Source organism: Stieleria mannarensis, from assembly GCF_014154935.1.
Lineage (GTDB): Bacteria > Planctomycetota > Planctomycetia > Pirellulales > Pirellulaceae > Stieleria > Stieleria mannarensis.
Genome location: NZ_JACEHH010000026.1, coordinates 44028 through 70320, shown reverse-complemented (window position 1 = coordinate 70320; position 26293 = coordinate 44028). Strand labels below are relative to the sequence as shown.

Sequence of the window (26293 nt, the reverse complement as noted above, 5' to 3'; positions counted from 1 at the left end):
AAACAATAACGAGATCGGAGAATGAACCTCTTTGCAACCATGCGAAACATCTTTGCCTTTTGCTGCCTGTGCGTGGCATTCCCAGTCGCTTCGATTGCTGAAACGCCGGAATTGTGGCTGGGACACTACAACCCGGAAAACCTTGGAAATCCCCAGCACGATTGGAAACAAGCGAGCCGAGCGATTGATGGAATTGAGTTCTACATCAACATGATCGCTTACAAAGTTCCGCCGCAGAACCTGGTCGACTTTTGCAAGTCGCTGCGAAAGGAAGGCATCGAAGTTGGGGTCAGCGGCGGCTACTTTGATTGGGTGGCGATTCCAGATCAGTTTCTGGACCCTTCGCCGGACACGCCCATTCGGGAACGAGAGCGGATGGTCGTCGAGGCCGGCATTGGCGTTGAAACAGCGCGCGTGGAAATGAAAAAGCTGGAGAACCTGATCAGCGCGGCCGACGGGATCGACGTCATCGCCTTGGACGGCCCCATTCGGCGTTTTCTGTACCCCGGGGCCGACCTGGGGCGTACGTCTCCCGTCGGAGAATCCAAAGGGATAGCGGACGTCGGCCAGGCGGTCGACGAAATCATTCGCTACATGCAGGTTTGGCGCGAAGCACATCCCCGGGTGCGTTTTGTCGCCTTGACCAACTTTCCCAACTGGGGCTGGGACGGTGAGATTGCTTACTGGGGCAGCGGTCCCAAGGGCATGTACTGGGGCGATTTCCGTCCCGCAATCGATCTTCTGATCCGCCGCTGCGAGGAAACCGGCGTGCCGTTGGAAGGTGTCCGCGTGGACCACCCCTTCGAGTTCGCGACGGGCGAATTCAGTTTGCAGGGCACGAAGTGGCCTGAACCGGTGAAAGACCCCGCCGCCGTCGATTGGTTGCCGCGGATTCTGGAGTTGGAGAATATCGTCCGTTCGGCAGGACTGAAGTTCGAATTGATTGTCAATTCCGAGTACGGTGGCGCGACGTCAAACGAAGCTTTCGCCAAACGTTCGCTTGAATACCTGGACCTGTACCATCGTCACGGCGGGCGCCCAGATCGCTACATCCTGGAAGGTTGGTACCGTTTCCCCGATCGTTTGGGACCGGATAGCGAGCCGTTTACGCTTAGCCATACGGCGGTCGAATTCGCCGACCGAATCCAAAAGCGGGATCAATCCGACGAAACGCAATGACAGCACCACCGATCACAAGATCTAAAGTCATGAATGACTACTGCCGGGCCGGCGTGATGGTGATACTGGTCGCGGCTGCTGGGATTCAGTCTCATGCGCACGAAGGGCATCACGATGACCGGTTCGCGTCCAGTCAGCCATCGGATCCGTCTTCCAGCCCGCAAGCGGTCACGGAAGCACGACACGCGTTCGACCTGTTGACTTCGCTGGTCGCCAAATGGCCGACGGCAGTGAAAGACGATTTGATTCGACAGGCCTATCTGGAGCATCAATTCATCCACGGCGATCCCGATGCGGTCAAGATCGAACGGCTTCGTCAGCTACGGCAGCAGACGATGAATCAACTCGCATCGCTGTTGCCGAGCGCAACGATCGTGCTGTCCGACCATGGATCGACACTTGCCGATCCCAAGCAACAGCTACAGCTTAGTCGAGGGTTGGAATCTCCTTTGCTTTGCCGAGTGATCAATCGATCGAACCAGCCGCGCGCCATCCGAATCGCCGGCATTCGTCCGCAACTGGTTCCTGCGAACGCGGATCTACCCGTTAGCACTCGCGTCGAGTCAGGCTCCGAAACCTGGTTCCTGAGTTCGCTGAGAGTCCCTCCAGAATCAGAAGCCCCGGAGCGGATGACGCTTCAATTGGAATCACAACCGGACGTCGTCTCCAACGTCTCGATTCCCGTCCGAGTGACGGCTCCGGCAACGTTGCAAATCGAACTGTCCGAACAAGGCACCCCGGTGGCCGGACGAGTCACGGTTCAGTGCAGTGATGGCGTGTGCCGACTGGCGGGCGAATATGCTGAAAACTCCACGCTGACAGAGAAACCCATCGTCTACCCGCCGATCGGTACATCACAACGTATGCCGTTCGTCTACAGCGATGGCCCGTTTACGGTTTCGATTCCGGCCGGAAAAACGATTGTCACGGCAGAACGGGGATTCGAACACCGCCGGCGGACTGTCGAAGCGACCTTGAAACCAGGGCAGTCGAAACGGCTGGCACTGTCCTGCGAGCGTTTGGTCGACATGGCGGCCGACGGATGGATTTCCGGTGACACGCACGTGCATTGGGTGACCAACGCATGGAACGTCGACGAACCACTGCAATTGCTTTCGATGGTTCAGCGCGCCGAGGACCTTCGCGTCGCGAATAATCTGACCTTATTGCAACGCTATGCGAATCAAGCGTTCATCAAACCCTCGCAGGCTGCGATGGGGCCGGTCAAGGAATTCAGCGACTCCTCCTTTCACATTCAGATGGGCGAAGAGTATCGCAATGAAGACCTGTACGGGCACCTGTGCTTCTTGAACATTGATTGGCTGGTGCAACCGATCGGCACGGGATCGATCATTGCAGGCCCCGACGCACTGGACTACCCGATCAATCGTACGGCGATCGACGCGTGTCGCGGGCAAGGCGGAATCAGCATCGAAGCGCATGGAACGGGTGGCAACAAGGACGTTCCGGTCAACGTGATTCACAACCTGTCCAATTCGCTGGATCAAATGGAGCCGGAACTCTACTATCGTCTGCTGGATTGCGGCTTTCGAATTCCGTTGACCAACGGCAGCGATCATCCGGCCCGTCCATTGGGAATCGCTCGAGCCTATGTCAAAATCGACGGGCAATTCTCCTACGACCGCTGGATCGAAGGCATTCGCCGCGGCAGAACGTTCACGACGTCCGGACCGCTGCTGTTCCTGACCGTCAACGAAGCCGATATTGGAGACCAGATCCACGCCGGCCCCACCCAACGACTGCGAATCCGTGCCAAAGTCGTCTCGCGTGACCGGGTCGGCACCTTTCAAGTACTGTCCAATGGAGAGGTCCTCGCGGAAAAGGTCGTCGACGCAACAACCGCGGTGATTGATCTTGAGATCCCGGCACAAGAGAGTCGTTGGATCGTAGCGCGATGCAGCAACCGATCGGAGGGCCGCGCGGATTTCGGGTTCGGGAACTTCAATGCGATCACCGGACCCGGCGTCGCCCATACCAGCCCGGTCTACGTGCAAGTCGATCGTACTCCTCGGTTCAATCCGGACGCCGCGCAGTACTGGATCCGACGCATGCGTGAACACTCAGGTGAAATCTTGGTGCGGGGTCGCTTTGCGAACGACACACAGCGGAAAGAAGCGGTCGGATACATCCAACAGGGCATCAGGATGTTTCGTCAATTGCCCAGCCAACTGGAGAGCGCTCGAAGCAACAACGAAGACTGGCGCGCCGCGAAGAAACGGATTACCAATGTGTTGCGTCGGTTCGGAGCACCCGACGTCGTAACTCCGATATTGGACACGCTGGCAAAAGTTCGATCCCCGCTCCAACTACACCAAGCGGTCGAACCACTGGTGCTGCTTTCGGCGTCCTTAAACCCCGAGTCTCGGGTCAAGATTTCGGCAACGCGGAATCAGATCGAACTGAGACAAGGTCGTCCCCAGCGATTTCTTGTTTCGGTCGAAAACACCGCCGGTTCGACAGCCCCCTTGCAGATCCAAACGATCGACATCGCCAGCGATCCGCCCGCGGAAGCAACGTGGTGCGACGTCGAAATCGTCGACAGTCCATTTACGTCTGCTTTTTTGACCGGCGCACCGCAGGAATACAAGGTCGTCGAACTCCTGGTGCGCGAGGGCGGACTGAAGGAAGTCCGGCTGATAGCGAACGTGGGCCAAGGCACACAGGACCTTGGTTTCCGAGCCACCGCGGACCTGCTGATTGATTCAAACCCGGGCACTATAGCAACAGAAAAATCGAATGAGTAGACTGCTGATCGGATTGTTGACGCTGGGAGTTTTCTGCCCGGCATTGGTCGCACAAGAAGCGGCGGCGTTGCCGAACATTCCCCGACAACCCATGCTGGCGCAAGTTCATCGGTTGATCGAAGCGATGGATGTCGTCGGAAATCCGTTTGACGCCGAAACCATCGACCGCCTGACGGCGTTAAAGTCGCTGCCGGATGACCAGCAGGTTGTGGCGGAGGTTCAGCAGCTGCTGGATCCGTATTGTTTGGCGATCGTCGACGTTCAACCCGAAGGTGCGCCCAAGGTGCGACCGGGATCGGCAAAACGAGAACTGTTGGAACAGGGTTGGCGGACGTTTCTGGTCAAAGTCATCAATACGCCACGGCGCACCAACCGGTTGCTGATCGAGAGCCCCAATGCGCGTCCGTTGCCCCACGCACCCGCGGATGAAATCCCCTCTCGCTGGATGCAGATCTCGTCCTTTGACGGACAACCGATGCGTCCCGATCTAAGTGGTCTGCCACTGGAATACCGCATCGTCCAGGTCTACAGCCGCGATGTGGGGACCAAGAACGCTGCGTTGGAGTTCACCGTAAGCAGCGGCCCTGGCGATGACGGGGAATTGTTTCGCGAATGGCGTTTCGACAAAGACACCGACGGGTGGCATGCGATGAACCAATGCGAAATCAAAGCGGAAAACGGGTCGCTGCAATTCAAATCGACCGGTGAAGACCCGTTCATGGGCGCCGAAGTGGAAGGACGCGGCGGACCGTTGATCCTTCGATTCTGGGCCAACTGTGAAGAAAGCGGCATCGGACAACTGTTCTGGTGGACAAAGGATCTGCCACAGGCGACCGGCGATCGACAGACGAACTTTGTGATTCACAAGGGCAAGGATCATCTGTACGAAATTCCCTTCCACGTCGATGGCACCCTGGCGGGCGTGCGACTGGATCCGCTGGTCCGACCGGGAAACGTTCGCATCGACTGGATCTACCTCTATGCAGCGACGCGATCGGAGAACTGGGCCAAGCTGGATGTCGACTTCGACTGCGTTCCCGCGACGCAAGTGACGTTTCGCGTCTTTGATGCGGAGGGGAAACCGGGATTCGGCAAGTTTGAGATCCGGGACAACAAGGGGCGAATTTATCCGGCACAATCCAAACGTCTCGCTCCCGATTTTTTCTTCCAGCGGCATATCTACCGAGGTGACCAGGAGACGATACAGCTACCGCCGGGCGAATACTCGATCGTCTGTTCCCGAGGTCCCGAAACAATTCCCGAATCGAAGACGCTGACCGTCGGCGAAGAACCGGTGCAGTTTCACTACCGCGTCAAACGCTGGATCGATCCTGCGAAACTGGGCTGGTGGTCAGGAGACCATCACATTCACGCCGCCGGATGCCTGCACTACGAGAATCCGACCCAGGGCGTTCAACCCAACGACATGATCCGTCACATCATGGGAGAGGACCTGAAGGTGGGATGTTGCCTGACGTGGGGCCCCTGCTTCGATTATCAGAAGCGATTCTTCACAGGCGAAGTCGCTGAACAATCACAGTACCCTTACACCTTGCGATACGACGTCGAAGTGTCCGGGTTTGGTTCGCACATGTCCGGTCACCTAAACCTCTTGAATTTGAAGCAACAGATCTACCCCGGCGGTGAGTCAAAAGATCACTGGCCGACACTGGGATTGAACACGCTGCGATGGGCCAAGCGGCAAGGCGCCGTCTGCGGTCCCGCCCACTCTTCGATCGGACTCAGCCGTTTCATCGGACGTGTACCGAACACCGAAGACAAGGACGGACCACGTGGTTTACCCAATTTCAAGATCCCGGCGTACGATGGCATCGGCGCCAACGAATTCGTCGTGGACGTGACGCACCAGGTTCCAGGACCAGATGGTCAACCCGTCCAAGCCGTCGACTTCATTTCGGCGATGAACACCGAACGCGTCGCGGAGTGGAACATGTGGTATCACGTTTTAAATTGCGGCATTCGGGTGGCCGTCAGTGGCGAAACCGATTTCCCGTGCATGAGTGGCGAACGGGTCGGCATCGGACGTGTGTACGCCCACGTAGACCAGGAGTTGACGTTTGCCAAGTGGGTGCAGTCCATTGCCGAGGGGCGCAGCTACGTCAGCGACGGCAATTGTCACTTGATGAATTATCAAGCAACACGAATCGGCACCAACCAAACCCTTGGAGTCGGACAGGATGGCGGCGAACTGCAAGTCAACTCGGGGGACTCCATCGGCTTGTCCGTCACCGCCGCCGCACGTTTGCCTGGATCGCCGGAGGTTCCGGTTGAATTGATCGTCAACGGGTATCCTGTGCAGAAACAACTCCTGCGCGCTGATGGCGGCCTGCAAGAGCTGTCGTTTGAAGCCAAAGTCCAGGAGAGCCAATGGGTGGCCATTCGAGTTTTCCCGCACGCGCACACCAACCCGATTTACGTGGTCTGTGACGGAAAGCCGATTCGCGGCCCCATCGCCAGCATCCGTTGGTGCCTGGCGGGTGTCGATCAATGCTGGAAATCGAAACAACCCACGTACGCAGAAGCAGAGCAGCAAGAAGCCGAAGCTGCTTATGAACATGCCAGGACGTTTTATCGTCGGCTGCTGGAAGAGGCGGACGCCCAATGACACCCGAACGATGTCTCAGGCAGGTTCGGATGAAAACGTTCGCGTTTCCAGCGGCGATGCAATTCCTGTCTGGACTAGCTGCCGTTCTGCTATTCGCGACTGCACCAATCGCCCGCGCACAAACCGCCCTGCGGATCGAATCGCCATCCTTCGCGGGCGTGATTCACGACAATGAATCGAATCGGCATCGGCAAGGCAGCGGGTTCTCACCGCTTGTTTTGAGAGGCATTTCCGATCACAACCTGTTCCGAGATGATGCCGTCGGTCTAAACTTCGAACACATCTTCAACGGTGCAAAAGAGCAGCATAGCATCTCGATGTTCACGCCGCGCCAGGATCCGTGCGAACTCACTCGTGTCGATCATCGCAAGTACAAATTGCACTGGCCGAGCGAAGGGTCGCAGTGGGGTTTGCAGGCTGAAATGATCTACGACCTCACCCAGCCGAACCAGATCGACCTGCACTTCAGCTGCACTCCCAGACGAGACCTGTACCCGCAAGGTTACGTCGCGATGATGTGGGCGTCCTACATCGATCGCGCCTTGGATCGAAGGATTCATTTTTGGGGAACAGAAGGAGACCGGACCGGATGGGTCGAATTTGGCGAAACGGTCGGCCACACACTTGAACTGGGCACCGTGTCCTGTGCCGGAATTGATCCATTGCCGTTTGAACAGGGTGCTCAGGCACTGAACGTGAATGAGAACCCACAAAAGAAGTTCATCGCCCCCTTCTATTATGGTGTCATCGACGCCGACCGATCCTCAGAAACGGACCAGGACCGACTGCTGTATCTTATGCTGTTCGATCAAACAGATTCGATTCGTTTCGCGATGTGGAACTTCTTTCGCAACCAGCAGGAGGAACCCGACACACACAGTCCGGCTTGGGATTGGCAGTACGTGATCCGCGATCCCATCATTGGACAGCGATACGGGTATCGCGCACGGCTGGTCGTCAAACCGTTCTCCGACCGAGAACAGGTGCTGAAGGAGTACCAGCGTTGGGCAATGGACCTGGGGCAAGATCTACCAGAAGTCAAACGCGATTGAGCAATTTGGTCGTCGTATTTGATACCAAGACTGGCCGCTCATAGTCGCGCGGATCCGGCGGCGAAACGATTCTTCAGCCGCGAACTTGCGGGCCGACCGCCGAATCTGACGCTGCATGTGCCCGGAATTTTCTGCTGCCGAAGCTTCAGTCGGGATCACTTTCCGATCCGACGGTGCGGGCCTGGGTGTCCGTGGCCGACGGAGCAGAATTCTGGACGATGTTCCTGGAGGGCCAAGACACTGTTTTGCTTGGCTGTTCGGATTTGCGGTATCATGTTTTCATTCTGTCCGAAAGCTATAGAGACTGTCGTATGCGTTTGCTATTTGGTGCGTTGATTATCGTCGCGGGCTTGTCATCTACTTCCGACCCGCTGCGCGGTGAAGATTGGACTCGCTTCCGGGGCCCAAACGGTCAGGGAAAATCGGCTGAACGAGGCCTGCCGCTTCGGTGGTCCGAAGAAAGCAACGTCGCTTGGAAAACCAGGTTACCGGGTCAAGGCTGGTCGTCTCCGATTGTGTCGGGTGACCACATCTTCGTGACGACCGCGACGGAAAACGGCGCTTCGTGTCGAGTGATCGGTATCGACCGTACGAGTGGCGACATTCTTTGGAACACCGAAGCCCACCGTCAAGTTCCCGGACCCAAGCGAGCCCAGAATTCCTACGCCACACCCACGCCGGTGTCCGATGGCGCACGGGTGTACGCCGCGTTTTACGATGGAACGATCGTTGCCGTCGATTTCGATGGCAGATTGGTCTGGAAGAATGAAGACGTGGACTTCCACAGCTTGCATGGGCTCGGTGCTTCGCCGATTCTTGTCGGTGGACTCATCGTCATGCCGTTTGACGGCAGCAGTCGCGTGGATCAGCGTGTCGGTTGGAAGGAGCCGTGGGACCAGGCCGTCCTGCTGGCCGTGGACAAGGAGACCGGCAATACAAAGTGGCGGGGGGAGCGCGGACTGTCTCGGGTTGGACACGTAACCCCCATCGTGATCGAAAATGAGCGGACCGTGATCAGTGCTGGTGGCGACCGAGTCCAAGCACACGACATCGAAACGGGAAAGCGAATCTGGTCGGTCTACAGCCAGGGTGAGGGTGTGACTCCCTCGCCCGTGACGGGTGAAGGTCTGATCTTTACTTCATCCGGATTCGAGGAACCGACGATTCGAGCGATTCGTCCCGGCGGTCGCGGGGATGTGACCGGATCACACATCGCTTGGGAACAGAAACGCGGCGTCCCCGCTTTACCATCGCCGCTGTACGTCGAGCCGTTTCTCTACACGGTCACTCGCGACAACATCCTGCACTGCATCGAAGCGAAAACAGGCGATGTCGTCTGGTTGGAACGACTGAAGGGCAACTACTCCGCGTCGCCGTTGCTGGCCGACGGCCGTATCTACATCACCTCGGAAGACGGTCTCACCACGGTGCTGGAATCCGGGACTCGATACAAGGTGATCGCCCAAAATAGGCTCGACGGTAAGACGATGGCATCGATTGCAGTTTCCCGAGGTAACTTCTTCATTCGAACTGGCGACAGCCTCTATTGCATCGGCGAGCAACCCACACAGTGAAACCAGTGAACCGCTCCGGCCGCCGAAAAAGGACCGGGCAATGGCTCTGAGGCGGCAGCCATGATCCGATTTGTCCCGTTGCCTCGCCCGCGCCACCGAAAGAAGACGGCTTTAGCACGGTGATCAGGCGATAATCTCCGTTGTCTGTCGGCCGGTGGGGGCGTAGTCGGGGTCGCTTTCGCGAAACATCAACAACTCGGCGATGTTCTCTCGCGTCAGCAAGCCGACCAGACGGTCGCCGTTCAATACCAGCAGCGCGGTTAGATCCAACGACTGCATCTGCTGCATCGCGTCGCGCAGTCCCACCGATGGCTCGGTCATCGCGGCTTCGAGTGGCGTCATCTGCGTTTGCACGGCAGCGTCCTCCAAGCCTTCCTTCAATCCACGAATGATCTGGGACCGGAAAATGATCCCGACCGGTTTTCCATCATCATCCAGAACCGGAAAATCTTGTTGGGCGCCGTCCAACAACATTTCACGCAATTGGGCCAGCCGGTCGTCGGCATTCGCGGTGCGCATCTGCGCGATCATCGCCGCTCGTACCGGCAGGTCGCTCAGCAATGCCGACGTACGCACTTGCAGGGCCTCTCCGCGCGCGCCGAAATACACGAACACCGCGATCAGAATCAGGAACGGGTTTCCGTATAGCCCCAAAAATCCGATCCCGAAGGCCAAGAATTGCCCGACGCTGGCCGCGATGTCGGTAGCCTTCACCCGATTCATCTTCAGCGCCAGCACGGCGCGAAGCATCCGCCCACCGTCCATCGGGAACGCGGGAATTAGGTTGAAGACGACTAGCGCGATATTGATTACAAGCAGGCTGCGCAAGAACGCTCCGATCCCACCGGCGGGATTGAAGAACTCTGCCGAAAAGGCGTTGTGGGAGGAGAGCAGTAGCCCGGCACCGATCACGACCGCGATTGCGACGTTGACCAACGGCCCGGCAATCGCAACCGCAAGTTCCTGGAGCGGTTTTTCTGGGATGCTCTGAAGCCGGGCGACGCCTCCGATCGGCAACAGCGTGATGTCTTCGGTGGGAATCCCATAGCGTCGCGCCGTCAGTGCGTGTCCGTACTCGTGGGCCACGACACAGGCAAACACGCATAGCACCAACGCGATGTTCGCGGCGGCGGCGGTGAGCGTCCCCGTGCCAACAAGCGCCGAACCGCCCACCCAGGCGATCAGCAGCAAGAAGGTCCAGTGCATCTTCAAATCGATCCCGGCCAAACGTCCTAGCCGTATTGATCCAAACATTTTTTTTGCCTAACGGTTTTCGGTGGGGTGTCGCTGCGGCGGCTCGGTTCGTCGTCGCTGCGTTGATCTCAGACACTTTCTCGGAGAACTGTAGCTGCAGATCCAGTGCCAATAGTCGGCCGTAAAAATCGCCTGTCCTTGACTGAGTCCCATCCGTTGGGCGGTGGTCGAATTTTGACCACCGCTGCCGCTCATCGACCGCCCCAACGCATGCTTGGACCTTACCGCCGGGCGTCTTCCAGTGCCGCCATGATCTTGCCCGCAGTGGGGGTCTGCAGCGCGATCCCGATCACCGCCAGAACGATCGGGATTAGATGGGCCAGGTTGTTGTCGATGAACATGAACACCGCATTGACAACCGCGGGGCCTTCCACCAACGCCTGACCGATCAGCGTGTATGTTGCGACGCTGCCGAGAAACGCTTGGGCCGGCTGCGGCAGGGGCGAATCGGCTTTCAGCGGTTGCGGCAGGTCGACGCCGGACGCCTTGAGCTGCGCCGCGGCTTGTTGCTTCATGATCCCCCGCAGCACGATCGCGGCTCCGGCCGATGCGACAAACATCCCGTAGCCGATGGCCAGAAACAACAACGCATCGCCGTCAAACCGCAGCAACGATTGGTCCTCCGGCGGATTGGCGAACACCAGGTAAGCCAGAACCCCGCTGATCATCATCACGCCGCTGATCAGCGCCATCGAGATGATCGTTCCGGTCTTCGCAGCCGCGTCGATCGTGGCGGCGCCGTGGCCTTGGGGAAAGCTTCCCCCTGGCGTTACCGAGCTTGCCACGTAAGGATTCTTTGCTGGATCATTCATGTCGTTCTCAATCAGCCCTTTCTGGGGTTCGGATCGTCTCGCGTGCAACTGTACTATACCGACCATTTCGAATTGCCGTTGCCGGCGACACACCGGTTTCCGATGGACAAGTACCGTCGTCTGCGGCGTCACGTCGCGACGAGCGACGCCCATCGTGACGATGTGCTGTTGGTGCCACCGGCGGCCACCGATGACCAATTGCTTCGCTGCCACGATCGGGACTACATCGACCGCGTGACAACCGGCACACTGTCGCCGCAAGAAATCCGTCGCATCGGGTTTCCCTGGTCGCCCAAAATGGTCCAGCGGTCGCGGCGGAGCACCGGGGCAACGATCGCGGCGTCTCGCAGTGCACTGATCGACGGCATCGCCGCCAATCTGGCCGGCGGCACACACCACGCATTTTCCGACGCCGGTGAAGGATACTGTGTGTTTAACGACGCGGCCGTCGCAATTCGCACGCTGCAAGCTGAATCCCGAATCCGCCGCGGCTGTGTGATCGACTTGGACGTGCATCAAGGCAACGGCACCGCGTCGATCCTTGCGGGTGATCCCTCGGCGATCACGATGTCGATGCACGGGGCCAAGAACTTTCCGCTCCGCAAGGTCCCCAGTGACCTGGACATTCCGCTCGCTGACGGCACCGACGACGACACGTACTTGGAAAAACTGTTCCTGGCCCTGGCCACACTGGACCGCTGGCGAACCGATGGCGAATTCGACCTGGTGATCTATCTGGCCGGTGCGGATCCCTACGTCGGCGATCGCTTAGGACGGATGTGCCTGTCAAAATCCGGACTGATCGAGCGCGACCGGACCGTCCTGCAGTGGTGCGTCGACCGATCGATCCCGGTTGCGATCGCGATGAGCGGCGGTTACGCGGCCGACATCGACGAGATCGTCGCGATCCACGCCGGGACGCTAAAAATCGCCAGCGAGTTTTCGCGAATGGCGGGATAGGCTTCCAGCCTGTCAACGCTGGAGTTGACAGGCTGGAAGCCTCTCCCACGCCGCTCATGCCGCCGCACGGCCGTTTTGACGCAGCCGCAATTCCTCGTTTTGCAACAGGTTGCGGTGCGATTCGCCGCTCAGCGCCGCTTCGACGCGTTGGTCCACGCTTTTTCGCATCGCCCGATGGTAACCGACCGAGGCGGCGAACAGCGTGATCAGATTGACGAACGAGGATTGGCTGGTCAACGGATGGGGATCCAAGACCAAGTGGCTGTCACTGCCGAAGGAAAACAGTTTGCCGTCGATCTCGCCGATCCCCTGCCCGTCGGCTTCGATTTCAAAATCCGCCCCGATCGAAAACCAATGTCGACGCAACAACAGGTTCCACATCTGCTGGCCGTCGTGATAACAAAAGCTGAACAGCGATGGGATGCGGAACGTGCGGTGGTTTTGTTGCACGTAGGTGACCAGTTCGCTGCGGGAGAGCATGGCGGCCATCGTCAGCAACGTTTTTCCCGTCCCGATGCTGTTGTGAACTTCCGTCGCCGTCAACTCTTCGATCGTGCCGACCCAGCGGACACGATCTCCGGTGGTGCGAAAGAGTTTTAGCACCAAACGCCGCGTTTGGATGTCGCCGCTCTGCATCTGCATGATGTCATCATCGGCCAGTTCGTCTTCGAGTCGCTGCTGCTGTTTGGCACTGAGACGCCCGGAGCGTTTGATCGAACGTTTCAATTCGTTGCGACGTTTGTCCTGCATCGCTTGCAGACAACTGTGCATCTCTTCTTCGTCCGGTTTCCAAACATCGGTCCGCACGCCGACCAGATGCGTTTTTTCCCAATCGCCGGTTTCTTGATCCAAGGTGTTGACCGTGCCGACACAATCCATGTGGGTGGTGAAGTGATTGGTGTCGGCGGTTTTCAGCTTTTGCAGGAATTCGACGTTGCTGGGATGCACGCCCGGCAACGCCCACATGTCGATGAATCGCTGACACCCACTTGGCTGCTTGGCCGCCATCTCAGATTCCCTCGTTTATCATTGGCTCGGCAAGGCTGTGAAAAACATGCGGTCCCAATGGTTTCGCCTGATGATCCGCACGCGTTGGTGTCTAGGCTTTAGCCGATCTTCGCGTTGCAGCGAATGCCCAGATCGCCTAAAGGCTAGACACCAGCGGTTCGAATCCGTGTATTGTCCCCGCAACGGATCAATAGATGTACGAAAGACCGAAGTGGATGCCTTGGACATAGAACGTCCCGTGTCGAAAGTTCGACGTGGGGCGTTGGGCACCGACGGCCGGGTCGGCCAGGTTGCTGGCCAAGTTCGGATCGATCACCCCGCTCAGCTCCAATGCATCGGTCATCGCGATGATGTGGTAACCGAAGGTGACGTCAAAGCAGGGATACTTTTGCCAGCCGAGGGTGAAGTCCAATTCCGGAACCCAGCCAAAGGTGTTGTCGGTGTGCGTGCCGGCGTTGGTCGAACGGACCAGGATTCCGTTGGGGTCGGTCGCGTTGTTGCCGTCGATGCTGGTAAAGGTGCTGCCGGAGAGAACGGCCCGTCGACGAATCGATCCGAAACCGATCTTTGCCAGCGAACTGAACGACCAACAACCTTCGCGGTAGTGCGTGGCGATCCCGAGTTGACCGCCGTGGAAATCGTTTTCGATGTCAAAGTCATCGTTGGTCGCCAAGACCGATCCGATCGGGCGAACTCCATCGGACAACGCGGTCGCACGATCCGCGATCGTCAACGATTGATCCATCCCCATGTACTGGTATCCGTACAACAGGTCGACGGTCGCACCTTGGCGTTTGTACCACAGTTGGCGGATCGAAACGTCAGCACCGAACGTGTTGCTGTCTGCGCGAATCGCCAATTCGCCGCTCGCTTCACCAGGCGTGGCAATAATCCGCGTGTCGTCGATCGGATCCACACCGTCGGTGACGTTGAAGAACGGTCGCACCAGCGTCGCATGTGTGTTTTGATTGGCGTTGAATCCATAAGTCTGTTCACCGGCGAACCAGCCTCGGGCAACGATGTTGCGGTCCATGTAGTTGTCCAACCAAGCGCCGACGGTCAAACGTCCACCCGCCGTCATGTCTTTGAAGACGGTTTCACGTCCGGCAAAGATTTGGGTGGTGTTATCGTCCAACGCTCCGTCGGATGCCAGCGCGGGCAACCGATCGCCCGACCGGAACATCAACAGCAATTCGACCGACCCGAACCAGTCGTCCGACGTCAGACCGAAACGCCCCAAGGGGCCGCAGCCGATGGAATCACACCCCGATCCGTCACAGTACTGAGAATCACACCCCGGTGCCGCATCGCAGCCACTGTCAAACACCTGTCCGGAGTCGTAGTACGACGACGAATCGACGACCGGCGACATCGCCGGAGGCATCGGAACGTGACCGCCACCGCTGCGACAGGATTCGCACGAGCAGGTTTGGACCGCTGGCTGCGTCGGGGCGACGTGTGGACGGGAGTTGTGGGTCGCCTCGTAGCTGACCGTTTGCACCGGCGCATTCGCGGGGGCATCGTCGGACAACACCACCGGCGCGGGCAACGAACCGGCACTGGCGACCGATTCAGTCCCCTGTCGCGGTGCATGAACCGGATCAAGCGGCGCGTCGACCAACTCGCTCGTACCTTCACGCTGGTCAAACCGAGCCGCCTCGGTGACCGTCACCGACTCCAGCTCGCTCGTGTCGAGCAACGGCGGTTGGTAAGTGCCTCGATCGGGTTGTTTGCGGCGGATCGTGTGATCGCCACCCAGGGCGCTAGCGCCGCATGCGAACATGCCACCGGAGATGAAGCAGGTCACGAATGCGAATCGTCGAAGTCCGTCTTGAATCATGAGGATTCCAGATGTTGCATCAGGTCAAATGAAAGTCGCCGTGCACGCGCGGTCCTGCCGACGCAGCGCCCGGTACCCCTTTCTTCGACATTGACGGATCGACCGATTAAAGAAACTTGGCAAACTTTGACGATTAGCAACGCCCTTCCGGTGGGGGGAGCAGGAACCGGGCCGGGCACCAAGTTAAGAGAATCCCCTTCCTGGGAGGTCGTGCGGTTTTTAACCTCTGATTTGACAGGCGTTTACGACTTCACCCTCCTGCCAGGAGGGTGATTTCCAAAAACCCCACGAACTCTGGCAGTGAGGGTCGCGCGCTGTCTGTGGCGAAGTTTCGCGAGCCCTCTCAGGCCTCGAAGCCGTCGTTAAAGATTTCTTCTCCGGCGAGCGTTTCCAAGATGATCGGGCAGCCCTCTTCGAGCATGTCCAACACCTCATCAAACCCCTCTTCCTCGCCGTAATACGGGTCCGGCACGTCGTTGGGCCAGTTGTCATCCAGATAATCGCTGAAGACTCGGATGTGCGACGTCGGTCGGCCGGCCAGTGCCGTCAAATCTTGGTAATTGGCGTTGTCCATCGCCAGGACCAGATCGAAGGCACCGTCGTCCAGGTCTGCCTGGGTCACCTGTCGGCCCCGGCTGGTCAATTCGTACCCGCGCGCCTCGGCCGCTTTTAACATCCGCGGGTCGGCCGATTTGCCGATGTGGTAGTCGTGTGTGCCGGCCGAATCGACTTCGACGTCCAGGCCGAATTCCTCGGCGAAACGCTTCATCACCGCTTCAGCAGCCGGAGAGCGACAGATATTGCCCATGCAAACAAACAGGACGCGTTTTGACATTGGCTTGATCGATGGATTGGAGGCTGAAGACAAAGAGGATGTGGCACGGGCACCTATAGACTATTCGATGGAGGTCCGTCTGTTCAATGCACCAGACGTCAGCTCAGGATCTTCAACCCCGCCGTTTGCCGGGGAATGATCCCGGCCTGCCTCGCTTTCTGATTCAATCGGTCCAGTGCAGCCGCACCGATCGCTCCCAAGTCGACCGTCCAATCGTTCACGTACAGCCGGACATGTTGCATCAGCACGTCGTCGTCAAACTCTTGCGCGTACTTTCGCATCGTTTCGAGCGCACCGGCGGGATCGGCAATCGAGAACTCCAGCGAGTCGCGCACGACCGCCTGGACGTTCTGCAGAACTTCGCGAGGCAATTTGGTGTCGCCGACCAGACCGCCCAGCGGCAGCGGGCACTGTGTTTCGTTCTCCCAACGTGTCCCCAAATCCTCCACCAATCCCAACCCTTGATCCTGCCAAGTGAATCGGCCCTCGTGAATGCAGACGCCGAAATTGGCCGTGTTTTGAACTAGTCGCGGCATGATTTCGGAGAACACGACTTGCTCGATCCGTGTGGAATCGGGATAGAACAATCGAAACAGCAACGTTGCCGTGGTGTGCCGTCCCGGGCACAGCGTGACCTGCTCGGTCGACGCCGGCGATGCCCCCGTCCGGGCGTCGGCGGTGGACGACAGCAACAACGGACCGACGCCGAATCCGAGCGCCGAACCGCTCGGCAAAACGACCATCGAATCGGACAGCAACAACGCCGCATGGAAACTGCACTTCGCCACATCAAAGCGGCCCGCAAACAGTTGATCGTTCAGCTGTTGGATGTCCAGCAACCTGACGTCAAACTCCAGACCGCGCCAATCGACCAGGCGGTTCATCAACGCATGAAAGGCAAACGTGTCGTTGGGGCAGGTCGAGATGCCCAGTCGGATTGTTTCGCTCATTGCTTTGCCGAATCAATGAAGTGTTGTAACTGTGATGCGACACTGGCAAGCGACGCAGCGATCTTCCATTGCGATTTGTCTCGCACGCCGACGTGGTTTGAAAACCCACGCAGCACACGCAGCGGCACTCCGGCCCGGTGACAGGCATAGGCGACCGCGAACGCCTCCATGTCTTCCCCGACCGCATCGGGAAAACGGCACCGGCGATGCTCTGCATCGTCGCCGTTTGCCGATCCCGCGCAAACGGTCAGCAACCGCGCCGGCTGAGGATCGTCTTGCCGATCGTCGGGGGCCGCCGCTAACTCGATCACACCCGTCGGCGCGACCTCCGCCGACCAATCCCAACCCAAATGTTGCGCATCGACAAACCCGTCGCCCCGGCCGATGCCGATTCCGTCGATCGCAACCGAGTCAAACCAGATCGCATCACCGATTCGGAGCGACGGCTGACTGGGAACCGACGGGGGATCGGGACCAGCGAACAAACCCGCGATCCCCGCCAGAATGACTTCGTCGGGGCGTTCGCTGAGCAACAACCGTGTCGTTTCGATCCCGGCCGCGATGACCCCAAAACCGATCGTCTGGATCGACCATCGATCGGCATCAATTCGCAGCGACGGTTCGATCAATCGTCGTTCGGCGTCGGTAGGAACCAGGATCAGACCGTTCAATGGATTCAGCCCATCCAATGTTCGATGGCAAAACGGTTGGATTCAAACGCCATGTTGTCCAGGTAATCGGCGGTCGGATTGACCCAGGCATAATCGTCCAACTCGGTCGCCTCCAGAACCACGTTGGTCGAATCGAGGGCCCGGCAGACATAAAACAGATCGATGACCTGGGTCACGATCCCCTGGTAGTCGTATTGATTGGGGTGCGTGATCAGCAACTCGGTCTGTTTTAACCGCAGTCGCGTTTCCTCGTAAACTTCTCGCGCGAGTGCTTCTTCGATGGATTCGCCGGAATCGACAAACCCTCCCGGCAGCCCCCATTGGCCTTTTCCCGGATTGCGTGCCCGCCGCACCAACAGCAATTTGTTTTCCGGATCCACGATCAATCCACCGACGGCCGCGACGGGGCCGAAGAAGACCGCGAACTGACAGTGATCACAACGGAACGGTACTTGACCGGGGTCGTCGTGTTTGCAACCACATCGTGGACAATGCAAGTAAGCCTGCTGGATCGGAATCGACATCAAAAAAAACCTGTCGCTGGATTCGAATGTTTAATTTCCGCCGGCATAACTGGCCGCACGCAGCACGCCACAGCTTTGGAAATGCCGACTCAGATTGGCCAATTCGTGCGGCGAATCGATCACACCGATGCCCAGCGGTTCGACGACTTCGCGAGGCAGATTGCTGTGCAACATCAGCCGGTGTTTTTCGCTCACGCGTTTCAATACGCGGGCGAGATCGGCGAAACGATCGCGCGGCGGCAGCGTTTCGGTCGCGTCGCCGCCGAGTGCCGACGTGTCGCGATCTGCTGCCTCGTCATCGTTGTCGATCGCCAGCAACGCGCCGGCCGGCGGTTGATCCAAGGACGACCAGATCACGATCGTCGCCTCCGGTAGGGCATAGGCCAAGGCGGCTTCGGCGGCGCGGGCCACGTTTTCCCACGTCTGTTGCTGGGCGTCACCGTCCAATGCCGCCACGACCAATTCGGCCGGTGGCGGGACAGGGTCGGGACGACGCAGAGTCGGCGTGATTCGCTTGGCGATCGCATCAATCGTGCCGGCATGGATTTCCCCGGCCGCGCCGTCCGAGTTGGCCGTGACGCTCAAAATCAATTGCACGCCCAGCAACCACGGCACCTCTTCGGCGATCGTGTTTCCCGACTTCATCGCCGGTGAGGAAGCGACTCCGGAAGAAACCTTGTCGGAAAAACGCGTCCGTGTGGCCGAATCGCTGAGCGCCGGGAACACCCCGGTCAAATCGCGCCGCTGACTGACGTTGTTGGGGCGGACCGCGACGATCGGCAAGACGAAATCGGCGTCGACCAGCGTTCGGTTCAAATAGATCGGTTCGGCATCGACATCGGCTGCCAGATAACACAACGATTCGCGGATCTCGGATTGATGCGAGACCACCGTGTGCTCGCCCGCGGCCGCCCGAATCCGATCGAGGGTCTGGTCGGTCGCTTCGTCCCAAACCACGACTTCGATCCTTTCGGCCGGCGTACTGCGAAGCATTCGAAGCGCCCCCTCGATCACCGCGTCGACGTCGGGCACGTTGGGATCAACGGCCAACGCGACATGGTCTCCGGCCACGATGGCCGCTTCGATCGGCGGAAAATCATCCGGCGCCGAGAGGGCGCGGAGCGTGTCGGCGACAACGTCTCGGCTGGTCCGGTTGGTCGCCGCGTCGTATTCCCAGATCTGAACCGATGTCAGACCGGTGTTCTTGATCGAGAAGCGGACGCCGCTTCGTTGCCGACCGGACGCCGAATCGCTTGGGGCGATCTTGCTGCCGGCCGCCTTGGCGGTGGAATGATCCGAGGGGCTGGGGTGGTCGTCGGGCATGCGACGGTTCGCTCGTTCCGGGGAGTGGACCAGTGAATCAAAACAATAGCGCGGTTATCTCGCTTTCGGGGAAAAAACGCAACCGCCTCGCATTTTGCCGCACAATCCTGTATGGGATGTCGAACACTGGGAATCGGCGACCGGCGCCGATTGACCGTGTCGGCAATCTTCAACTGGCATCCCATCCGTCCATGCACCACCCCGCGCGATCACTGCTCCGGCTCCTCGCGATTGCGGCTTTGATAGCCTTTCCGGGCTGCGGCGGCACCGATTCCGCCGACCGACCGACCGCAACGTCCTCTCAAGACACCTTCACCATTTCGCTTCCCGAAACCCCGGCCGCGGAGTATCTCCGGCAAGTCCTGACGCGATACCAAAACACCCGTTCCTATCGCGATCACGGCGAAGTCAGGCTGGACATCGAACAAGACGGCCAGCGGGTCCGCCGAACCGCCCCGATGCACGTCGTGATGGATGGGCCGACGATCTGGATCGCCGCCTATGACGCGCGAATTTGGTCCGACTCGGAGCGAATGATCGGCTGGATCGCCGACCCGCAGACCGATTTCCACGACTCGCAAGTCGTCCTCGGGCCGCCCGCCGCCGATGGGCGGTCGGCGGCCCGCCCCGCGTTGGAAGCCCTGCTCCGCGACCCCATTTTGACCTCCAGGATGGTCTCCGGACTCGGCGGACCACCGCCCCAGCTGGAATGGTTGCTCGACCCAAACCCGATGGGCAAACTTTTTGGAGGCACCGAGACCACGGGTGCGCCGGATGAAGAGGCGCAAGGGGAGGAAAACCGAGAGATCAAGTACGACGGACTGGCCAGACGCGACAATGTCCAGTGCGTGATTGTCCAAGCGACTGCCGGCGAGGATGTCTACCGTTTTTGGATCGACCCGATGCGGTCGCTGATCCATGGCGTCGAATTGCCGGTGTCGATGGCCGGCAAGCAGATCGAGCTGGAAGGCTGGAAGGTCCATTCGCTGGAACTCGTTTTGGCCGACGCCACGTTCCAGTCGCCGGAATCACGCTACCGAATGGCCGACATGCCCGACGCGGACCTGCCGCCGCAGCCAAAATACCTGCGGGCGATGGTGCCGCTGCCGCCGCCGGCACCGGACCGCCGGTTGGGGCGCCGACTCCCAGCACTGAAGGTCACCGACCGAACCGGACGGATCACGGTCACCCAGCGCGGCGTCGATCGACCATTGACGCTGTGGTACGCCGGGGCGGATCCCTCGGTCGGCGACGCTCAGGCCCGGGACGTTCACGCCGCGCACGTGCTGTCGGCTTGGCTGCGTCAATCGCCCGAGTCGATTCGCGAGAGCGTTCAACCGGTCGCGATGGTGGACGATTCGACGGCGCGATTGTTTACCGATGCAGGGCTGGCCAACGGGTTTTGGGTTCTGCTGGATCAGCGGGCCAAACGCGACATGCGACCGTTGGATCTGGAGGCGGGCCGAGCGATGTTGGTCGATTCGAGCGGCAAAGTGGTTTGGATCGGCGATCCCTTTTCCCCCGCCGACATCGTCTCACTTTCCGCGATCGTCGGCGACGTGATCGCCGGAGTCGACGTCAGCGACCAAATCCACCGCCAATGGAAAGCCGATCAAGACGCCTATCGGGAACGCATCAACCAACTCCAATCGCCCTAACGGCTGCCATTGTTCACTGTTCCATCGACGCACCGAGTCAAGGCTCCCCTTGGCAGAGGTCGCGGCTGGGGTGAAGAGGTAGGAAGATTTTGGAGGTAAGAAAATTGACTCGACCGAAAGCCTGGTGCGTTTCATCATTTTCTCCCCTCCCCAATTTTCTTACCAGTTTTCCATCGCGGCCTCCAACAACGACGGCGATACCTGCCCCCCCTTTTCCGCCCCCATTTTTTGACCACCAAATTTTTTGACCACCAATCCATCCCATCACGCCGAACCGACGCCTCGCCCACGAACGAAATTCCAGCTGATCTTGCGACCAAAGCGGCTTGTCGGGGATGATCGATGCCTCCCGATCCATCCCATTTTTCAGGCGTACGATCATGGATGACGATGAACTGGAACGGACCCCCAATCCATTTTCGGCGTTCGCGGAATCTCGCAACCAAACCCGACGACACTTCGCATCGACCGCCAAGTACCTGGTCGGGGCGTTCGTGTTGTTCGGCGTTGTGACGGCCGGCCAGGTTTATCTGCAGCGTGCCCGCTTGGCCGAAATCATCGGTGGATTTTCGCAGCTTTCGACGGCCGAAAAACTAGACCAACTGCAACGGTTGCAAGCATCCGGCGTCGACGGCATTCCGGGCATCGTGGCGGCCGTGATTGATGAAAAGCCGGAGGTGTCGGCGCGGTCGACCGAGTTGTTGCAGGACTTGAGTCGGCAATGGATGACGCTGCCGACGGACCAACTCGCCGAGCGTCGATTCGTCTTTGCCGACCAACTCGCCGCGGTCTCCGGCAAGATCACCAACTTTCGCGACCCCCGCTGGACACGCGTGCAAGATCTGGCGCGTCTTGCAGCCCGCGACCTGATCGATTCGGGGTGTGCGGAAAACGATGCCACCTACCGCCGGCTGATGCAGGTGATCGCCATCGAAGGTGCCGCGTCCCAGCACGCCCCGTCACAAGACGCGTTGGCGCAGGAGGATCCGGCAACCGACATGTCGGCCGGGGAGACCACCGCCGCGGGATCACCGCGTGATTCGATCGCCGCTGCCGACCAACCGCTGCCGATCGATCTGGCGGACAATGCAGCGGCGGGCTGGACCGACTGGCCGCCGACCTCGACCACACCGACACTGTATCGACGCACGGTCGCGACGCTCGATCCGATGGATCGCTCGGAAGTGATGTTGCAACAAGCCGCCGGCAGCGAAAATCCAGCGATGCCGGCGGCCCGGTTGCTGAAACCGCGTTTCAAACCGGCCGCCACCTTGGTCGACCAATCGAAGCAACGCTTGACCAACGACACCGAATCGACATCTTATTGGATCACACAGCTGGATAGCCCCAGTCCGTTCGTCCGCAAAGGCGCCGTCACCGAACTCGGCAAACGTGGCGACGCGGCATCTCTCGCAGCGCTCCGAGGACATTTTCAGCGTGAAACCGATCCGAAGATCCGCCAGTTGATCACCAGCCACCTGCAGCGGTAACCACACCATCATGCTTGAAGTCGAAACGAAGTACGAACTCCAGGACAAAGCTGCACTCGTCAAATGTCTCCATGACCTGGCGGCGGTCGGCGGCAAACCGGAGCAACATGCCGACACGTATTATCGCCACCCCTCACGAGACTTTGTTGCGACGAAAGAGGCGTTTCGAATTCGGTTGATCGATTCGGTGGCCTCGGTGACCTACAAAGGCCCCAAGATGGACGTCGGTGATTCGGCGCTCAAGGCGCGCGAAGAGATCGAGTGGTGCTTGGAACCCGGCGACACCGACGGCAGCCAGATGACGCGGTTACTCTTGGCGCTCGGGTTCGATCCCGTCGCGACGGTCCGCAAAGAACGCCAGTCGTACACGTGGCCAAAGTCGAATTCACCGTACGCCGATTTCACACTGACAATCGACCAAGTGGACCAGGTCGGACTGTTCGCGGAAGTCGAATTGATCCTCCACGACGATTCCCCCGAAGCGGTCCGATCCGCCGGCGCGCGGATCGACGATTTGGCCGGCCGACTGGGTTTGGAGAAAACGGTTCGCTCCAGTTATCTGAATCTGTTGCTGGAAAAGCTGGGATTGGACCGTCACTAGGCGGGATGGGGCCGCGATCGAGAGGACCAATCGAAGGACGAATGGGACCTATCAGTCCTCGTTGCCCGGTCCTCACAGGAACAGCAAAACAATGGGGGCAAAACAATTCCAGGCTGTGATCATTTTGCCCCCATCGTTTTGCCGAACCGAACAACACGCAGCGGCCGTGAATCGCCCAAAAACTAGGCACCAACGGTTGCTAGTCGACCAGGCCCTCGATCTCTTCGCGAATCCGCCGGGTCAAGCGGCTTTTGGCCAACAGGACGACGTTGACCGAAACGCCCAACTGGCGTGCCACCTCGGCGGCGTCCTGGCCTTCGATCGCGTGTTTTTGAAACGCTTGCCAGGTCCCCGGTTGGACGTCGCGTTTGACGATATTTGCCGCGTGCCGGAACACGGACCGGTCGTGCTGTCGGTCAAATTCGGCTGTCACCAGACTGTTCGGATCGGCAAGCTGCTCAACCTGTTCACTTAATTTGTCGAACTGCCCGGCGACCAGCGGTGTCTTGTTCAGCCGCCGCATCGCATAACGCAATTGATTAAGAACGATGGTGCGCAGAAAGTTTCGAAACGAACCCGTTCGCTGTCGCTGAAACCCCGGCAGTTCACGAACCAAGACCACCAGGATTTCTTGCACGATGTCGTCGGCTTGGTTGACGAGCAATGGATAAGTCGAGATCCGCTGGAACATAAACGGGCGATAGATTTCGATCAGCCGCTGCCAATCTTCGTCACTTCCGTCGTCGGCGATTCGCTTGAGCAGGCTGAGAGAGGTTTCTTGCATGGTTTCGGTTCAGTGCTCCGCCAACGCCAACGCCATGGCTTTGGCGTATTGCTCGGCAGTCGTGTCATTACCGAGTTCCAGAATCGAGAATTCACGGAACGTGTCAGCTGCCTGCGGAGGCTTGACCAGCACGATCGCCCCTCGGTTGGCTCGGCCTAATTTGTCGAACGCGGAAAATACGAATTGACCATCAAGAAATCCTTCGATCGTTTTCCCATAAACGATGTATTCCAGCGTGTGGAACTTGTCTCGTGGCAGGCTCGACTGTGGAGCGGATTGATAGAACGTAAGCCGATTGTCCTTGAATTGCGGCACGCCAATGTTTCCATCGGGATACCCCGGAAACGGTCGCACTTTGATGCCCATCAGCCCGAACGGCGCGATCTGGTGCAACACGCCCGCGTGGGGACGATTTCCACCCATCATCACCCGCCAGCCGGTTGTGTCGCTGCCCCATTTCATAGCCCGCAACACAAAATGCTGGTTCCAGCGTGCCGCGTCGTGCGACGATTCGATCATCATTTCGATGCGAAGGTGAAAGTTTCGGTAATCGTGTCGTCGGGTGGTTAGCATCGCGGATGCCGATGCATCATCAACGATTCGGATCCGGCCGTTTTGCCGGTCTGTCTGGTAGCCGACACCTTCGGTATCGAAGTTCGCCAAAAGTGACTCTTCGCTCGAGAGCAACTTGGTGAAAGAAGGCGAATCGGGAAGCGTGTGACGAAGGTCGGGTAACCGGGTCGCGACGGCCTCTCCCGCGGACGTTGGATTCGGCTGCGTCAACGCCTGATCCTCTCGTTCGACACGCAACGGCGCTTCGCCACCAGGCCGAAGGTGCACACGGGCTTGAAGCAGCGTTTTCCCGGTGACGAGGATCTTGATCTCGTGGTCACCTTGCTCGACCGTGATTCTGCCACTGTTCCCGTCGCGAGAGACCGTCACGCGGTCTCCGTCGACCAGGACGCGAGCGTCCGATGGCAAGTCATCGATCACGACCGTCCCCTGGCGCCCCTTGATGACCAGTTGCATCAAGAGGATCGCGACCCCGACGATGACGACACCCGAGGCCACCAAAAACATCCGGCGGGGCGATCGTCGTTGTGGTTTTGGTTGCACCAGTTCCGCAGGTTGACGAGCGACCGACGTGTCGGCTCGGTCGTGATGATCGACCGACGTGTCGATCGATTCTTGCCGGCTGGGATTCGAGTGACGAACTCGATCCGTCGAATCGGCTTTGAGTGCGAAGGGCCGAAGAGCTTCTGCGGCTTGCGCGGGAGTTTGGAAACGCTGGTCGGGGTCCTTGGAAAGCATCCGTGCGATGATGTCCGCAAGTTGGCCGGGGACTTCCGGTCGCAAATGGTTGATGGCCGGAGGATCGGTGTGAATGTGGGCAAGCACCAATTCACCGATTGAACCGGAAAACGGCGGGTGCCCGGCCAGCATGTGATAGAGCGTGCAACCGAGAGAATAAATATCACTGCGGATGTCCGCCGACGCCGCGTCGCGACACTGTTCCGGGGCAATGTATTCCAGCGTGCCCAACAGTGTGCCATTGTCAGTCAATCCGCTGTCGGGGCTGTCGGTACTGTCACGTTGGCTGACCGTCAAACGTGCCAGGCCGAAGTCCAGAATTTTGGCTTTGATCTTTCCGTCGGCTTTGTAAATCATCAGATTCGACGGCTTGATGTCTCGGTGGACCAACCCGTTGTTCATCGCATGTTGCAGCCCCAGACAGACCTTCACGGCAACGCCACACGCGAATTGGATCGGCAACGGCCCGTTGGCGGTGATCAACTCATACAGGTTCTTTCCGGGAACGTATTCCATGCACAGCACCAGGGCGTCTCGCAACTGCTTGACGGTGTGACAGCGGACGATCGATTCGTGGTTCATCGATGCGATGCATTTGATCTCCTGGTCAAAACGCTTACGCGCCTCTCGATTGGCGATCAACCGCTCGTTAAGCACCTTCAACACCTCTTTGCGGCCGGTCAGCTCGTGTTTGGCCAGATACACAACCCCCATGCCGCCTCGACCGATTTCTTTCAAGACTTTGAATTCCGTCAGTCCAGCCAATTCGCTTGGAATCTCGGACGAGTCGCTCGGTTCACTGGCCAACAGTTCGGTTTCACCAGGTGATTCGTCTCCCAACTGGCTCGACAACGACGCGTTGGCCACCACTTCGCTGTGACGTCGCAACTTTTCGATCACCGAGTCGACGGAGATCGCGGCCACTTCCGCGGCGAGTTCGGGGCGTGTCTCCAGCACCGCCATGACTTGTCGTTCGGTTTCTTCGTCCAACTTTCCCTTTGCGAACGCGCGCAAGGTTTCGTGGGTGACCTCAAGGTCACCCCGGACGACAGGGACTTCGTGATTCATCGAACTCT

General features: G+C 59.0%; 21 protein-coding genes. 9 read left to right on the top strand and 12 right to left on the bottom strand.

The genetic code is table 11. The features are described from left to right. Positions 1–21 precede the first annotated feature (21 nt). The 5 genes from H1B37_RS18235 (at position 22) to H1B37_RS18215 (ending at position 9196) form a co-directional block, all read left to right on the top strand. Complete coding sequence (locus tag H1B37_RS18235; RefSeq protein ID WP_182868090.1) at positions 22–1179, top strand: hypothetical protein; 1158 nt, start codon at positions 22–24, stop codon at positions 1177–1179. 29 nt (positions 1180–1208) lie between these two features. Next, positions 1209–3944, top strand: a complete 2736-nt coding sequence (locus H1B37_RS18230; protein ID WP_182868089.1) for a CehA/McbA family metallohydrolase — start codon at positions 1209–1211, stop codon at positions 3942–3944. Continuing rightward, the gene (locus H1B37_RS18225) at positions 3937–6570 is read left to right on the top strand and encodes a CehA/McbA family metallohydrolase (protein WP_182868088.1); all 2634 of its coding nucleotides are present in this window, start codon (positions 3937–3939) and stop codon (positions 6568–6570) included. The genes H1B37_RS18230 and H1B37_RS18225 overlap by 8 nt, the downstream gene beginning before the upstream one ends. Before the next feature lie 29 nt (positions 6571–6599). Continuing rightward, entirely contained in the window at positions 6600–7622 is a 1023-nt protein-coding gene (locus tag H1B37_RS18220) for a hypothetical protein (RefSeq protein WP_182868087.1), read from the top strand. Between the two features lie 218 nt (positions 7623–7840). Continuing rightward, entirely contained in the window at positions 7841–9196 is a 1356-nt protein-coding gene (locus H1B37_RS18215; RefSeq protein WP_353620862.1) for an outer membrane protein assembly factor BamB family protein, read from the top strand. Between the two features lie 123 nt (positions 9197–9319). On the opposite strand, the gene H1B37_RS18210 is transcribed toward H1B37_RS18215, so the two are convergent. Continuing rightward, positions 9320–10450, bottom strand: coding sequence for a site-2 protease family protein (locus H1B37_RS18210; RefSeq protein WP_182868085.1), 1131 nt, complete (start codon positions 10448–10450; stop codon positions 9320–9322). A 221-nt stretch (positions 10451–10671) separates the two neighbouring features. Then, complete coding sequence (locus H1B37_RS18205; RefSeq protein WP_182868084.1) at positions 10672–11262, bottom strand: hypothetical protein; 591 nt, start codon at positions 11260–11262, stop codon at positions 10672–10674. Positions 11263–11304: 42 nt separating this feature from the next. On the opposite strand from H1B37_RS18205, the gene H1B37_RS18200 reads away from it, so the two are divergent. After that, positions 11305–12222 carry a histone deacetylase family protein gene (locus H1B37_RS18200; RefSeq protein ID WP_182868083.1) on the top strand — a complete coding sequence of 306 codons (918 nt, stop codon included), beginning with the start codon at positions 11305–11307 and terminating at the stop codon, positions 12220–12222. A 54-nt stretch (positions 12223–12276) separates the two neighbouring features. On the opposite strand, the gene H1B37_RS18195 is transcribed toward H1B37_RS18200, so the two are convergent. The 7 genes from H1B37_RS18195 to H1B37_RS18165 form a co-directional block, all read right to left on the bottom strand. Next, on the bottom strand, positions 12277–13230 hold the full coding sequence (locus H1B37_RS18195; protein WP_182868082.1) for a hypothetical protein: 954 nt from the start codon (positions 13228–13230) through the stop codon (positions 12277–12279). Positions 13231–13417: 187 nt separating this feature from the next. Next, the gene (locus tag H1B37_RS18190; RefSeq protein ID WP_182868081.1) at positions 13418–15070 is read right to left on the bottom strand and encodes a BBP7 family outer membrane beta-barrel protein; all 1653 of its coding nucleotides are present in this window, start codon (positions 15068–15070) and stop codon (positions 13418–13420) included. A gap of 343 nt (positions 15071–15413) precedes the next feature. Next, positions 15414–15905, bottom strand: a complete 492-nt coding sequence (locus tag H1B37_RS18185) for a low molecular weight protein-tyrosine-phosphatase (RefSeq protein WP_182868080.1) — start codon at positions 15903–15905, stop codon at positions 15414–15416. Between the two features lie 98 nt (positions 15906–16003). Continuing rightward, the gene (locus tag H1B37_RS18180; protein ID WP_182868079.1) at positions 16004–16855 is read right to left on the bottom strand and encodes a menaquinone biosynthesis family protein; all 852 of its coding nucleotides are present in this window, start codon (positions 16853–16855) and stop codon (positions 16004–16006) included. After that, positions 16852–17526 (bottom strand): futalosine hydrolase, encoded by a 675-nt coding sequence (gene mqnB / locus H1B37_RS18175; protein WP_182868078.1) that lies wholly within the window; start codon positions 17524–17526, stop codon positions 16852–16854. The genes H1B37_RS18180 and mqnB overlap by 4 nt, the downstream gene beginning before the upstream one ends. Before the next feature lie 5 nt (positions 17527–17531). Further along, on the bottom strand, positions 17532–18050 hold the full coding sequence (locus H1B37_RS18170; protein WP_182868077.1) for an NUDIX hydrolase: 519 nt from the start codon (positions 18048–18050) through the stop codon (positions 17532–17534). Between the two features lie 30 nt (positions 18051–18080). Beyond that, a complete protein-coding gene (locus tag H1B37_RS18165) occupies positions 18081–19373 on the bottom strand; it encodes a nickel-dependent lactate racemase family protein (protein WP_182868076.1) in 1293 nt (430 codons plus the stop codon). Between the two features lie 239 nt (positions 19374–19612). Between H1B37_RS18165 and H1B37_RS18160 the strand changes: the two genes are divergently transcribed. Next, positions 19613–21031, top strand: a complete 1419-nt coding sequence (locus H1B37_RS18160; RefSeq protein WP_182868075.1) for a hypothetical protein — start codon at positions 19613–19615, stop codon at positions 21029–21031. 37 nt (positions 21032–21068) lie between these two features. Here the strand turns inward: H1B37_RS18160 and H1B37_RS18155 are convergent, their stop codons facing one another. After that, complete coding sequence (locus tag H1B37_RS18155) at positions 21069–21413, bottom strand: hypothetical protein (protein WP_182868074.1); 345 nt, start codon at positions 21411–21413, stop codon at positions 21069–21071. Here H1B37_RS18155 and H1B37_RS18150 point away from each other — a divergent pair. Further along, entirely contained in the window at positions 21412–22521 is a 1110-nt protein-coding gene (locus H1B37_RS18150) for a HEAT repeat domain-containing protein (protein ID WP_182868073.1), read from the top strand. The two genes, H1B37_RS18155 and H1B37_RS18150, sit on opposite strands and share 2 nt — an antisense overlap. Before the next feature lie 10 nt (positions 22522–22531). Continuing rightward, complete coding sequence (gene cyaB, locus H1B37_RS18145) at positions 22532–23122, top strand: class IV adenylate cyclase (protein ID WP_182868072.1); 591 nt, start codon at positions 22532–22534, stop codon at positions 23120–23122. 199 nt (positions 23123–23321) lie between these two features. On the opposite strand, the gene H1B37_RS18140 is transcribed toward cyaB, so the two are convergent. Continuing rightward, complete coding sequence (locus H1B37_RS18140) at positions 23322–23906, bottom strand: RNA polymerase sigma factor (protein ID WP_182868071.1); 585 nt, start codon at positions 23904–23906, stop codon at positions 23322–23324. Positions 23907–23915: 9 nt separating this feature from the next. After that, complete coding sequence (locus H1B37_RS18135; protein ID WP_182868070.1) at positions 23916–26285, bottom strand: serine/threonine-protein kinase; 2370 nt, start codon at positions 26283–26285, stop codon at positions 23916–23918. Between the last annotated feature and the right edge of the window lie 8 nt (positions 26286–26293).

Bases quoted from the DNA above. Each gene is read 5' to 3' on its own strand.
- H1B37_RS18140 (WP_182868071.1), bottom strand. From the start codon at position 23,906: ATGCAAGAAACCTCTCTCAGCCTGCTCAAGCGAATCGCCGACGACGGA.
- H1B37_RS18210 (WP_182868085.1), bottom strand. From the start codon at position 10,450: ATGTTTGGATCAATACGGCTAGGACGTTTGGCCGGGATCGATTTGAAG.
- H1B37_RS18230 (WP_182868089.1), top strand. From the start codon at position 1,209: ATGAATGACTACTGCCGGGCCGGCGTGATGGTGATACTGGTCGCGGCT.
- H1B37_RS18165 (WP_182868076.1), bottom strand. From the start codon at position 19,373: ATGCCCGACGACCACCCCAGCCCCTCGGATCATTCCACCGCCAAGGCG.
- H1B37_RS18190 (WP_182868081.1), bottom strand. From the start codon at position 15,070: ATGATTCAAGACGGACTTCGACGATTCGCATTCGTGACCTGCTTCATC.
- H1B37_RS18180 (WP_182868079.1), bottom strand. From the start codon at position 16,855: ATGAGCGAAACAATCCGACTGGGCATCTCGACCTGCCCCAACGACACG.
- H1B37_RS18185 (WP_182868080.1), bottom strand. From the start codon at position 15,905: ATGTCAAAACGCGTCCTGTTTGTTTGCATGGGCAATATCTGTCGCTCT.
- H1B37_RS18195 (WP_182868082.1), bottom strand. From the start codon at position 13,230: ATGGCGGCCAAGCAGCCAAGTGGGTGTCAGCGATTCATCGACATGTGG.
- H1B37_RS18215 (WP_353620862.1), top strand. From the start codon at position 7,841: ATGTTCCTGGAGGGCCAAGACACTGTTTTGCTTGGCTGTTCGGATTTG.
- H1B37_RS18205 (WP_182868084.1), bottom strand. From the start codon at position 11,262: ATGAATGATCCAGCAAAGAATCCTTACGTGGCAAGCTCGGTAACGCCA.
- H1B37_RS18155 (WP_182868074.1), bottom strand. From the start codon at position 21,413: ATGATCGTACGCCTGAAAAATGGGATGGATCGGGAGGCATCGATCATC.
- H1B37_RS18135 (WP_182868070.1), bottom strand. From the start codon at position 26,285: ATGAATCACGAAGTCCCTGTCGTCCGGGGTGACCTTGAGGTCACCCAC.
- H1B37_RS18225 (WP_182868088.1), top strand. From the start codon at position 3,937: ATGAGTAGACTGCTGATCGGATTGTTGACGCTGGGAGTTTTCTGCCCG.
- H1B37_RS18150 (WP_182868073.1), top strand. From the start codon at position 21,412: ATGGATGACGATGAACTGGAACGGACCCCCAATCCATTTTCGGCGTTC.
- cyaB (WP_182868072.1), top strand. From the start codon at position 22,532: ATGCTTGAAGTCGAAACGAAGTACGAACTCCAGGACAAAGCTGCACTC.
- H1B37_RS18220 (WP_182868087.1), top strand. From the start codon at position 6,600: ATGAAAACGTTCGCGTTTCCAGCGGCGATGCAATTCCTGTCTGGACTA.
- H1B37_RS18170 (WP_182868077.1), bottom strand. From the start codon at position 18,050: ATGTCGATTCCGATCCAGCAGGCTTACTTGCATTGTCCACGATGTGGT.
- H1B37_RS18235 (WP_182868090.1), top strand. From the start codon at position 22: ATGAACCTCTTTGCAACCATGCGAAACATCTTTGCCTTTTGCTGCCTG.